Annotated in this window: 15 protein-coding genes; 8 read left to right on the top strand and 7 right to left on the bottom strand. The window is 69.8% G+C overall.

Going from position 1 to position 11,477, the window contains the following annotated elements:
* The 3 genes from BIU99_RS19510 to BIU99_RS16640 all read left to right on the top strand — a co-directional run.
* A partial coding sequence (locus BIU99_RS19510) for an HNH endonuclease signature motif containing protein (protein WP_139205486.1) occupies positions 1 to 199 on the top strand: 199 nt, incomplete at its 5' end.
* A 333-nt stretch (positions 200 to 532) separates the two neighbouring features.
* Positions 533 to 1,420, top strand: a complete 888-nt coding sequence (locus tag BIU99_RS16645; protein ID WP_071262264.1) for an NAD(P)-dependent oxidoreductase — start codon at positions 533 to 535, stop codon at positions 1,418 to 1,420.
* 103 nt (positions 1,421 to 1,523) lie between these two features.
* Entirely contained in the window at positions 1,524 to 2,777 is a 1,254-nt protein-coding gene (locus tag BIU99_RS16640; protein WP_071262263.1) for a four-carbon acid sugar kinase family protein, read from the top strand.
* Here the strand turns inward: BIU99_RS16640 and BIU99_RS16635 are convergent.
* Positions 2,774 to 3,145 carry a helix-turn-helix domain-containing protein gene (locus BIU99_RS16635; RefSeq protein ID WP_064294176.1) on the bottom strand — a complete coding sequence of 124 codons (372 nt, stop codon included), beginning with the start codon at positions 3,143 to 3,145 and terminating at the stop codon, positions 2,774 to 2,776. The two genes, BIU99_RS16640 and BIU99_RS16635, sit on opposite strands and share 4 nt — an antisense overlap.
* 116 nt (positions 3,146 to 3,261) lie before the next feature.
* Here BIU99_RS16635 and BIU99_RS16630 point away from each other — a divergent pair, with 116 nt between their 5' ends.
* From BIU99_RS16630 to BIU99_RS16610, 5 genes are all read left to right on the top strand, one after another.
* A complete protein-coding gene (locus BIU99_RS16630; protein ID WP_071262262.1) occupies positions 3,262 to 4,119 on the top strand; it encodes an SDR family oxidoreductase in 858 nt (285 codons plus the stop codon).
* Positions 4,120 to 4,332: 213 nt separating this feature from the next.
* A complete protein-coding gene (locus tag BIU99_RS16625; protein ID WP_071262261.1) occupies positions 4,333 to 6,036 on the top strand; it encodes an amidohydrolase in 1,704 nt (567 codons plus the stop codon).
* Between the two features lies 1 nt (position 6,037).
* Positions 6,038 to 6,931, top strand: coding sequence for an ABC transporter substrate-binding protein (locus BIU99_RS16620; protein WP_175484425.1), 894 nt, complete (start codon positions 6,038 to 6,040; stop codon positions 6,929 to 6,931).
* Positions 6,932 to 6,933: 2 nt separating this feature from the next.
* Positions 6,934 to 7,905 (top strand): amino acid ABC transporter permease, encoded by a 972-nt coding sequence (locus BIU99_RS16615; protein ID WP_254773642.1) that lies wholly within the window; start codon positions 6,934 to 6,936, stop codon positions 7,903 to 7,905.
* The gene (locus tag BIU99_RS16610; protein WP_064294173.1) at positions 7,902 to 8,678 is read left to right on the top strand and encodes an amino acid ABC transporter ATP-binding protein; all 777 of its coding nucleotides are present in this window, start codon (positions 7,902 to 7,904) and stop codon (positions 8,676 to 8,678) included. Before BIU99_RS16615 ends, BIU99_RS16610 begins: the two co-directional genes overlap by 4 nt.
* A gap of 74 nt (positions 8,679 to 8,752) precedes the next feature.
* Here the strand turns inward: BIU99_RS16610 and BIU99_RS16605 are convergent, their stop codons facing one another.
* From BIU99_RS16605 to BIU99_RS16580, 6 genes are all read right to left on the bottom strand, one after another.
* Positions 8,753 to 8,971 (bottom strand): hypothetical protein, encoded by a 219-nt coding sequence (locus BIU99_RS16605; RefSeq protein WP_064294172.1) that lies wholly within the window; start codon positions 8,969 to 8,971, stop codon positions 8,753 to 8,755.
* 151 nt (positions 8,972 to 9,122) lie between these two features.
* Entirely contained in the window at positions 9,123 to 9,746 is a 624-nt protein-coding gene (locus BIU99_RS16600) for a hypothetical protein (RefSeq protein ID WP_071262260.1), read from the bottom strand.
* Positions 9,743 to 10,357 carry a DUF6286 domain-containing protein gene (locus tag BIU99_RS16595; protein ID WP_071262259.1) on the bottom strand — a complete coding sequence of 205 codons (615 nt, stop codon included), beginning with the start codon at positions 10,355 to 10,357 and terminating at the stop codon, positions 9,743 to 9,745. The genes BIU99_RS16600 and BIU99_RS16595 overlap by 4 nt, the downstream gene beginning before the upstream one ends.
* On the bottom strand, positions 10,354 to 10,767 hold the full coding sequence (locus tag BIU99_RS20060; protein WP_064294169.1) for a hypothetical protein: 414 nt from the start codon (positions 10,765 to 10,767) through the stop codon (positions 10,354 to 10,356). Before BIU99_RS20060 ends, BIU99_RS16595 begins: the two co-directional genes overlap by 4 nt.
* Positions 10,764 to 10,955, bottom strand: coding sequence for a DUF2273 domain-containing protein (locus tag BIU99_RS16585; protein ID WP_056008790.1), 192 nt, complete (start codon positions 10,953 to 10,955; stop codon positions 10,764 to 10,766). Before BIU99_RS16585 ends, BIU99_RS20060 begins: the two co-directional genes overlap by 4 nt.
* Positions 10,952 to 11,410: an Asp23/Gls24 family envelope stress response protein gene (locus BIU99_RS16580; protein WP_064294168.1), complete on the bottom strand. Its 459-nt coding sequence runs from the start codon at positions 11,408 to 11,410 to the stop codon at positions 10,952 to 10,954. Before BIU99_RS16580 ends, BIU99_RS16585 begins: the two co-directional genes overlap by 4 nt.
* Positions 11,411 to 11,477: the final 67 nt, after the last annotated feature.

Below are 11,477 nucleotides of genomic sequence, written 5' to 3'. Positions count from 1 at the left end.
GTGCGATCTCGATCATTCGGTGGCGTGGGAGGACGGCGGCGCGACAGATGTCGGCAATCTCGCCTGCCTGTGTCGACATCACCATCGGATGAAGCATCTGCCCGGGTGGAACCTCGACCACAGGCCCGGTGGGGTGCTCGAGTGGACGACACCCGACGGGAAGCACCACCGGACAAAGCCCGACCCGGCGCCGTTCTGACCCCGCCGACGAAGGCTCCTTCGTGGGCACTTCGACAAGCTCAGTGACCGGGCTGGACTGTGCTCGCATGCTTCCGGTCCCTGAGCCTGTCGAAGGGCACTCGGGTCGCGCCACCTCGGTCATCGGGCTAGGGTCGCCCGAATCACCCTCGATCTCTGAGGTGCACCGAAGGGGCCTCGTGGGCACTTCGACAAGCTCAGTGACCGAGAGAGGCCTGCCCCGAATCCTCCAGTCCGTGAGCCCTCGACGCCCAGCCGGGCACCCACCACCGGCCGCTTGCCCGGGCCGACATCCGCGGTTACGATTGGTCCAACCAATCCACCGGAGGACGCCATGGCATCGACGCCACTGCCCGCACACACCATCACCTTCGTCGGTATCGGCGCGATCGGCCTGCCGATGGCCACCCAGCTCGCCGCGGCCGGCCACCGGGTCACGGGCGTCGATCCCTTCCCCGCCGCACGGGAACGCGCGGCCGCCGCCGGGATCAGCGCGGTCGAATCCATCACCGAGGCACCGCAGGCCGACACCGTCGTGGTCATGGTCGCGACGCCCGACCAGCTCGCCGAACTCGTCACCCTCGCCATCGCCGACACCCACCCCGCCGGCCAGACCTGGATCATCATGAGCACCGTCGGCCCCGCCTCCGTGGTCGAGCAGGCCGACCGTCTCGAAGCCGCGGGCGCAGCGGTCGTCGACGCCCCGGTCACCGGCGGCGTGGCACGTGCAAGCACCGGCGAGCTCACCATGTTCGTTTCCGGATCCCCGAGCGCGACCGCCGCCGCATCCGAACCACTCGCCGCCCTCGGCACCGCCAGGATCGTCGGCGAAGCCGTCGGGGACGGCCAGGCGATCAAGGTCGTCAACCAGCACCTCTGCGCCGTGCACATCGCCGCAGCCGCCGAAGCCCTCGCCCTCGCGTCCTCACTCGGACTCGACCCGGCGGCCGTCCTCCCCCTCGTCGAGTCCGGTGCAGCCGCGTCCTGGATGCTGTCGGACCGCGGACCCCGCATGCTGCAGGACACCGACGCCCCGGTGATGAGCCGTGTCGACATCTTCGTGAAGGACACCGGTCTCGTCGCGGATGCGGCGAGCGCCGCCGGAGCCGCGACCCCAGTCCTGGACGCAGCGCGCGAACGCTTCCTCGCCGCTGCAGCGTCGGGCCTCGGCGCACGCGACGACTCCCGCGTGATCGAGACCTACCAGGAGACCCACGCATGAAGACGATCATCCTCGACGACGACACGTCGCATGGCCCAGGAACGCCGCGCAGGACGCCCGGGATCGTCCGAGCTGACCGCGAACCCCGCCAGGAGACCCCCGCATGAAGACGATCATCCTCGACGACGACCCCACCGGCACGCAGTCGGCGTCCGGCGTCGACGTCCTCCTCGAATGGGACGCCGATCTCATCGAGCAGACGCTCGGCGGAGCCGATGCGGTCTACCTGCTCACGAACACCCGCGCCGTCCCCGAGGGGGAGGCAGTGGCGCTCCTCGAACGCACTCGAGCCGAAGCGGAGGAGGCGGGACGCCGTCTCGGAGAACGGGTGCACGTCGTCCTCCGAGGCGACTCGACCCTGCGCGGGCACGTGTTCCCCGAGACCGCCGTCTTCACCGGAGACCGCAGCGTCATCGTCTTCGTCCCGGCCTTCCCGGAGGGCGGGCGCACGACGATCGACGGCACCCACTACGTCCGCATCGGCGACGAGACGCTGCCGGCCCACGAGACGGAGTACGCCCAGGACCCCGTGTTCCCGTTCCGCTCGGGACACCTGCCGGACTACGTGCGCGAGCAGTCCGGTCGGGAGGCCGCCCACTTCGGCCTGGCGGGTCTCCGCGACGGCGCCGCCGAGTTCCGTGCAGCTCTCCGTGATGCCGTTCCCGGAACGGTGCTCCTTCCGGACGCGGAGACCGGAGACGACGTGCGGATCATCGCGCAGGCCATCACGGCGGCGTGGGCCGACGGAGCCGACGTGGTCGTCCGGTCCGCGTCACCCCTCGCTGCAGCCATCGCGGGCGTCGAGAGCGACGGCCTCCTGCCCTCGCCGCTCGTCGCGGAGCCGGTCGCCGCGCTCCTCGTCTGCGGCTCCCACACCATCGGTGCGACGCGACAGCTCGCGCCCGTCGAGGCGGCGTTCGGTCCCGCCGAGATCGTCCCCACGAGCGACGCCCTCCAGGATGCCATCGCCACCGGGCGGGCCGTGGCGGAGGCCGCTCGAGCGAGACTCACCGCGACGGGGTTCGCCGCGATCTCGTCCGAGCGGGAACGGGACGCCTCCCACAACACGCTCGACCACGGTGAGCGGGTGATGATCGCACTGACGTCGGCGACCGCTGCGCTCCGACGATCGGTTGAGGTCGTCGTGTCGAAGGGCGGCATCACCTCCGCCGAGGTCGCCCGGGTCGGACTCGGTGCACGGCGCGCTCGCGTCCTCGGACAGGTGCTGCCCGGGGTCTCGGTGTGGAGTGTGGTGACACCCGAGCACGAGGAGAAGCTCTACGTGGTCGTCCCGGGCAACGTCGGCGACCCGTCGACACTCGTCGACGTCCTCACCGCGCTCGGCCGGACCGCCTAGCGCCCGAGGATCTCCGACGCGTTGTGGTCGATCCACGCCATCAAGGGCATCAGGTGCTCGTTGAGGTCGCGACCGCGGTCACTCAGGCTGTACTCGACACGGGGCGGGATCTCGGGGTGCGCGACGCGGACGACGAGGCCGTCCTCCTCGAGCGTCCGGAGTGTCTGGGCCAGCATCTTCTCGCTGATGCCCTGGACCACCCGTCGCAGCTCACCCCAGCGATGGGTGCCGTCGGACAGCGCCAGGAGGACGAGGACGCCCCACTTGCTGGTCACGTGGTCGAGCACCGTGCGCGAGGGGCATGCGGCAGGCAGGATGCCGTCGGTGAATCCAGGGCGTCTTCCCAGCTGCGTGTCCACGCTCGTCATGGCTCATTCCTTACTCGTCGGACAGTAGCTTACCTCAAAGTGGGTACTGCAGATCGGGAAGTAATGTGATCGGAGGCGGGTTCCTCCTCAGCGAACCCCATCGAAAGGACCCTCATATGTCTCTCGTCGTCACCGGAGCCACCGGCCACCTCGGCCACCTCGTCGTCGAGCACCTGCTCGCCCGCGGCACCGACCCCGCCACCATCGTCGCCACCGGCCGCCGGACCGAGGCACTGGCCGATCTCGCCGCACAGGGCGTCCGTACCGCGAAGGTCGACTTCACCGACGCGGCCACCCTCGACGCCGCGCTCGAGGCCGGCGACACCCTGCTGCTCGTCTCCGGGAGCGAGGTCGGCCAGCGCGTCGCCCAGCACGCCGCCGTCATCGACGCCGCCAAGCGTGCCGGCGTCGCCCGCCTCGTCTACACGAGCGCGCTCCGGGCCGACACCTCCCCGCTGATCCTCGCCCCCGAGCACAAGGCGACCGAGGAGCTCATCCACGCGTCCGGCCTCCCCTTCACCATCCTCCGCAACGGCTGGTACACCGAGAACTACGGCCAGTCCGTCGACCAGGCCAAGGCGACCGGATCGTTCGTCGGGAGCGTCGGCGACGGGCTCGTGTCGAGCGCGTCTCGCACCGACTACGCGGAGGCGGCCGCCGTCGTCCTCACCACCGACGGCCACGAGGGCAAGGCCTACGAGCTCGCCGGCGACGTCGCGTGGTCGCACCCCGAGCTGGCGCAGGCGATCGGCGAGGTCGTCGGCCGAGAGGTCGTCTACCAGGACCTCTCCCCCGAGGACCACCTGAAGGCCTTGCTGGCGGCCGGTCTCGACGAGGGCACCGCGGGCTTCGTCGTCGCGCTCGACGGCAACACCCGCGACGGCCTCCTCGCCGAGACGAGCGGCGACCTCGGCCGGTTGATCGGCCACCCCACGACGCCGCTGGTCGAGGGCTTGCGCACGCTCGTCGCCTGAGCCGCGTCGACATCTCCTGCAATCAGCCGGGCCCGGAGCGCACGCTCCGGGCCCGTTCGCGTGCACTGACACTCCGGCTGAAGGATTCCGTTGCAGAAACGCGATCCGACGCACGAATCCGTCACCTCGATCCGGGTTATGCTCTCGATACCGCTAGCGCGCCGAGGATGACGCGCCGGCCAGACGGCACCACCGACGCTTCGAGCAGGTGATATGACGAGCAACGCGGACACGGTCTTCACCGGAGGCACCGTCTTCCGGAACGCCCTGCTCACGCCGCAGAACGGTGCCGTCGCCATCTCCGACGGCCGGATCGTCGCCCTCGACGCTGACGCACACGCGGCGATCGGTCCCGACACCGAGATCGTGGACCTCCGAGGCGGTCTCCTGCTCCCCGGCTTCGTGGACGCGCACGTCCACCCGATCGAGGCCGGACTCGAACAGCTCGCGTGCGACCTGTCGGGCGAGCGCACCCCCGAGGGATACCTCGCCACGATCGCCGCTTACGCCGAGGCCCACCCCGAGCGCCCGTGGATCGTCGGCGGCGGCTGGCAACAGGCCGCCTTCCCCGGCGGCACCCCGCTCGCCGCGGAGCTCGACCGAGTGGTGCCGGACCGGCCCGTCTTCCTCCAGAATCGCGATCACCACGGAGCCTGGGTGAACACCGAGGCGCTCCGCCTCGCCGGCGTCGACCACACCACACCGGACCCCGCCGACGGCCGGATCGAACGGGACGCGGACGGCACCCCGAACGGCATGCTCCACGAGGGTGCCCGCTCGCTCGTGTCCCGGTTCGTCCCCGTCGACACCGACGAGGACGTCGCGGCCGCCCTCGTCGCAGCCCAGCAGACCCTCCACGGCTTCGGCGTCACCGGCTGGCAGGACGCGATCGTCGGCGACTACGGCAGCCACACCGACACGAGCGACGCCTACCTGCAGGCGATGGCGGACGGGTTGCTCATGAGCGACGTCGTGGGGGCGCTCTGGTGGGACCGGGATCGTGGACTCGAGCAGATCGACGAACTCATCGCTCGCCGCGACGCGATCGCACGCCGCGCCGCGGCCCTCGGGACGACGACCGGGCGCTTCACCGCGGGCACCGTCAAGATCATGCAGGACGGCATCCCCGAGAACCGGACCGCCGCGATGATCGACCCCTACCTGCGCACCTGTCACTGCGGAGACACCGCGCCCGAACGCGGCATCTCCTTCCTGGAGCCCGCGATCCTCGTCGAGGCGGTCACGAGGCTGGACGCCGCGGGGTTCCAGGTCCACTTCCACGCGATCGGCGACCGGGCGGTCCGCGAGTGCCTCGACGCCCTCGAGGCCGCGCGGGAGCGCAACGGCGAGAGCGACAACCGGCACCACATCGCGCACGTGCAGATCGTCCATCCCGACGACCTGCCGCGGTTCGCCCGACTCGGCGTGACGATGAACATGCAGGCGCTCTGGGCCACGTGGGAGCCCCAGATGGTCGAGCTGAACCTGCCGCTGCTCGGCGACGAACGCGCCTCCTGGCAGTATCCGTTCGGCGATGCGGCACGACTCGGCACCCTGCTCTGTGCCGGATCGGACTGGCCCGTCACGACCCCCGACCCGTGGCAGGCCCTGCATGTGGCGGTCAACCGCACGCTGCCGGCCGACGATCCCGACCACCACCCCGAACCGCTCAACCCAGGACAGTCGCTGACGCTCGGAGCGGCGATCGCCGCGTACACGCACGGGTCCAACCGGATCGACCACCGCGACGACACCGGCGAGATCGAGGTCGGCGCCGTCGCAGACCTCGTCCTCGTCGACCGTGACCCGTTCGCCGGCCCCACCACCGAGATCGCGCACACCAGGACCGTCGGGACCTGGATCGCCGGACGCCGCGTCTTCACCTCCACCACCACATCAACCGAGCAAGGAACCTGACATGAAGAACCGATACCTGCTCCCGGCCGCACTCACGGCCGCCGCCGCGCTGCTGCTCACCGGCTGCGTCAACAACGAGGTCGCCACGCCCGACGCCACCGGCTCCACCGCCGCGGTGACCGTCGACAAGGCCGCCGAGGCGCTCCTCCCCGACGACATCCGTCAGGCCGGCAAGCTCATCCTCGGCACCGACGCGACCTACGCGCCCAATGAGTTCAAGGACGCGAACGGCGACCCGATCGGTTGGGAGATCGAGCTCGCCGACGCGATGGCCGGCAAGCTCGGCCTCACCACCGACTACCAGGTGGCGAAGTTCGACAACATCATCCCGAGCATCACCGGTGGCAAGTACGACGTCGGGCTGTCGTCGTTCTTCGACACCAAGGAGCGTCAGCAGCAGGTCGACATGATCGACTACTTCACGGCCGGGATCCAGTGGGCGACCCTGGCGGGCAAGTCCGTCGACCCCGACAACGCCTGCGGGCTGAAGGTCGCCGTCCAGAACGGCACGACGGAGGCCCTCGACGACGTCCCCGCCAAGTCGCAGGCCTGCACCGACGCCGGTAAGCCGGCGATCGAGGCCCTCGGCTACGACACGCAGGACGAGGCCACGGCTGCAGTCACACTCGGCCGCGCCGACGCGATGACCGCCGACTCCCCGGTCGTGCAGTACGCCGTCCAGCAGAGCGACGGCAAGCTCGAACTCTCCGGTGACGTCTACTCGACGTTCCTCTACGGCATGCCGATCGCGAAGGACCGTGGCGACCTCGGCAAGGCCCTCCAGGCCGCCCTGCAGTCCCTCATGGACGACGGCACCTACGGCTCGATCCTGAGCAAGTGGGGCGTCGAGTCCGGCGCCCTCGACAAGATCGACATCAACGGCGCGACGAGCTGACCGTGAGCGACTCCAGAATCACCGGGACGGCGTCCGCGCCCCCGGTGCCGTTGAAGGTCGTCAAGCTCCGCCATCCCTGGCGGAACGTGTTCGCCGTCATCATCGTGCTGTTGCTCGTCGCGTTCGTGGTCGACGCGGCGACGCGGCCGGCGTACGACTGGCCGGCCGTCGGCAAGTACGTCTTCGACCGGCGGATCACCATGGCAGCGCTCATCACGCTGCAGCTGACGGTGTACTCGATGATCGGCGCCATCGTCCTCGGCGTCGTGCTCGCGATCATGCGGCTGTCGCCGAACCCGGTGCTCAAGGCCATCGCGTGGGGCTTCGTCTGGCTGTTCCGCGGGACGCCGGTCTACGTGCAGCTGGTCTTCTGGGGCCTGCTCGCGACGATCTATCCGACGCTCAACATCGGACTGCCCTTCCTCCCGCCGATCGCGCAGCTGCCGACCGATGCCGCGCTGAACACGTTCTGGATCGCCGTCATCGGGCTGGCACTCAACGAGGCCGCCTACATGTCGGAGATCGTGCGCGCCGGTCTGCTGTCGGTGGACCGCGGACAGGAGGAGGCGTCGACGGCGCTCGGGATGAGCTGGGCGCAGACGATGCGGCGGGTCATCCTGCCGCAGTCGATGCGGATCATCATCCCGCCGACCGGCAACGAGGTGATCTCGATGCTCAAGACCACGTCGCTCGTGACGGCCGTCCCGTTCACGCAGGAGCTCTACACGAGATCGCGGGACATCTCGTCCGAGACGTTCAACCCGATCCCGTTGCTCATCGTCGCGTCGCTCTGGTACCTGCTGTTCACCTCGATCCTGATGGTGGGGCAGTACTTCCTGGAGAAGCGGTTCGCGCGCGGCCTCACCCGGATCGACGCGGGGGCACCCGTCACGACCGAGGCCATCCAGGTCCAGGAGGCGGAGGCGCGCGCCAAGCAGAGCCCAACCGACAGCGAGAGCGGAGAACGACGATGACGATCACGGACACGATCGACATGGTCCGCGCGGAGGGCGTGGTGAAGTCCTTCGGCTCGAACACGGTCCTCAAGGACATCTCCCTGACGGTACGACGCGGCGAGGTCATGTGCCTGGTCGGGCCGTCGGGCTCCGGCAAGTCGACCTTCCTGCGCTGCATCAACCACCTGGAGCGGGTCGACGGCGGACGGTTGCTCGTCGAGGGGGACCTCATCGGCTACCGCGAGCGAGGCGACAAGCTCTACGAGTTGAAGCCCAAGGAGGCGGCGAAGCAGCGGCGCGACATCGGTATGGTGTTCCAGCGGTTCAACCTGTTCCCGCATATGACGGCGCTCGAGAACATCATCGAGGCGCCCATGCAGGTGAAGGGTCAACGGCGAGCGGTCGCCGAGCAGCGCGGCCGGGAACTTTTGGACCGGGTCGGTCTGAGCGACAAGGCGGCTGCATACCCCGGTCACCTGTCGGGCGGTCAGCAGCAGCGGGTCGCGATCGCGCGGGCCCTCGCGATGGATCCGAAGCTCATGCTGTTCGACGAGCCGACCTCGGCACTCGATCCGGAGCTGGTCGGCGAGGTCCTCGACGTCATGAAGGGGCTCGCGAAGGACGGCATGACGATGATCGTCGTGACGCACGAGATGGGGTTCGCCCGAGAGGTGGCCGACTCGCTCGTGTTCATGGACGGCGGCGTGGTCGTGGAGACGGGAGCGCCCCGCGAGGTGCTCGCCAATCCGCAGCACGCCAGGACACGCGCGTTCCTGTCGAAAGTGTTGTGAGCACGAACGCCGCCCGCTCTCCCAGACTGGGGCGAGCGGGCGGCGTTCTGCCCGAGGACGGGCGATCGAAGAACTCAGTGGAGCTTCTTCTGGACTTCCTTCTGGGCCTTCGCCGTGGCCTTCTTCGCGTTCTTCACGGCCTTCTTGCGCGCCTTCTCGACGCGAGGGTCGTTCCAGAACTCTTCTGCGGCGTGCTTGATCTCGCGGTACCGGGTGCGTCCGGCCTTCGCGCCGAGCGTGTAGGCACCGAAGGCGATGAGGCCGACGATGATGAGGAGGATCTTCTTACCCATGATGTTGCTCCCTCTCCCACGGATCGCCGTGGGGCGTTGATGTGTCCCGATGGTTCATCCCGCGACACTGGCATTCTGCGACGCGCGGCTGCGGATCAGCCGATTCGGACGGGGGCTTGCAATTGCACCGGCATGTCCGGATCAGTGACGGTCACTGGAGGACGCGCTTCGGCTTGGCGGCGCGGAAGCCGCCACCGACCTCGACGAGGACGGGGAGTTCGACGCCGAGCAGGCGGTCGAGCGACTCCACCGCCGTACTGACGGTCTCCACCGCCGTGCGGGGCGAGACGCCACGCCGGCAGGTGACGGCGACCTTGAGCGCCTGCGCCCGGTTCACGTCCCAGGCGGAGACGCGGACGGACGAGAACGCCTCGGTGTCGTCGAGGGCATCGCCGAGGGCATTGGCCGCGACGTCCGTCTCGAGCACGATGTCGCCGTGCTCGACGGTCGCGCGATGCACGACGCCGGAACGGCCGCGCCCCTGGCGCAGGACGAACGAGATGAGCAGGGCGGCGACGACCACGAGCAGCACGATCCCGGCGATCGGGACGAGGACCGGGGCCGTCTGACCGACGTCCGCGCCGGACACCGCTGCGAACGGGTTCCAGGCGAACCAGCCGTCGATCGTGTCGAGCACGGCGGCCCGATTGTCGCGCCACCAGTCCGCGACGACGGGCACGGTGACGACGGCGAGCGCCGCCGCCCCGATCACGACGAACACGAGTCCGATGAGGAGGATGAGCAGACGGTTCAGTCCGCGGTTGGTGGAGTTCACTGTCCGACCTTCCCGTTCGACGAGATGGAGGTGGTCGCCCGGAGCGACGGCTGCAGGCCGAACGCGTCGAGGTCTGCGGCGACGGCGCGCTCGACTTCGGACCGGTCGACGGGCATGCCGCTGGCCGGGGTGATCCGGATCGCTGCGGTCCGCCGGCCGACGGCCACGGAGGTGCCGTCGGGATGCGTGGCAGCCGTCGTCGAAGCGCGCTGCGCGAGGGCCGACGCGATGACCTCGTCGTCGACGACCGCGAGTACGCGCCCGGTCGACAACAGGTGGCGGTGACGACGTCCCGGGCCGAGCGCGATCCCGATGAGGACCACTCCGAGCAGGAGCACGAGTGCCCCCGCGACACCGAGGATGACCGGTTGCGTCGACGGCAGGCTCGCCGCGGCTCCCGGGATCTCACCCGGGGCGACGAGGAGCGGGCGGACGCCGATGAGGGCGAGCACCGTCTCCACGGCGATCCAGAGCGCGACGAGCACGAGCAGGACCGCGAGGAGGATCGCGGCGGTCGAGCGCGGCGAGTGCAGTTCGCGGCGAGCCAGGCGCCGGAGCACCCTCGTCGGGCCGGCGGCCGGGGTCGTGGCTGCGGTGGCGGTGGCGGTCATGAGACGCGTCCTTCCTGGTCGATCTCGAGTCCGCTCACGCGGATGGAGACGCGCGAGACGCTCGAACCGGACAGCTGCTCGACGCGAGCGGCGATGGCACCGGTGGCGGCCGAGACGCGCTCGACGATGGAGCCCCCTGAGCGCTGGAGCGCGTCGGGGGCGGCCGAGACGCGCGCCAGTGGGATCGCACGCATCGGCGAGGTGACGATGAGCGCGAGCGCGCCCTGGTCGTCGGCGAGCTCGACCTTCACACGTCCCGCCGGGACCCCGAGCGACTCGGCCGCGATGTTCACGGCGACGTGCTCGAGGGCCTTCGCGGTGATCCGCGTCCGGCCCGGCCCGCCGTGCTGGTGCACGACGGGCGCTTCGGCGGCCGAGGGGACTCCCCGGTCGAGGACGGCGGTGGTCATGACGAGACGCGCTTCCCGCGGACGGCGTCGACGATCGCGTTCAGGTCGGTCTGGCCGGTGACGATGCGAGCCACGAGGGCGCCGATCCCCATCGCGACCGCGACGAACACGAACGCCCAGAACCCGAAGGCGACCCAGCTGAGTGCGAGGACGGCTCCGATCAGGATGCCGGTGTTGGTGGCGGTCACTGGACTCGCGCCTCGGCGTTCTGGTCCTCGTCGTCGGACGGGATGAAGACGTCGCTGACGGTCACGTTGACCTCGGTGACCTCCATGCCGACGAACTGCTCGATCGCGCGGATGACGGAGGCGCGGACCTCGCTCGCGACGGCCTGCAGGTCCACCGGGTAGTCGGCGACGATCACGACGTCGACGGCGACCTGGGTCTCGCCGACCTCGACACGGATGCCCTGCGACAGGTCGGAGGAGCCGATGGCGTCGCGGATGGCACCGAAGGCACGGGCTGCGCCACCACCGAGGGCGTGCACGCCGCGGACCTCGCGGGCTGCGATGCCGGCGATCTTCGCGACCACGCCGTTGTCGATGACCGTCTTGCCGTGGGTGTTCGTCTGCGTGGCGGCGTTGTTCTCGCCGACGACACCCTTCGTGACGGTGGGCTTCGGGGAGTTGGTGGTGTTCGACATGGTGTTGCCCTTCCTGGTTCGTCTCGAGCGAGCGGTTGATCGCTTCGTTGGTGATAGGACGCAACCA

Origin of the sequence: Plantibacter sp. MMLR14_011 (genome assembly GCF_001865025.1) — a bacterium.
GTDB classification, from domain to species: domain Bacteria; phylum Actinomycetota; class Actinomycetes; order Actinomycetales; family Microbacteriaceae; genus Plantibacter; species Plantibacter flavus_A.
This window is presented reverse-complemented; position numbering and strand designations above follow the sequence as displayed.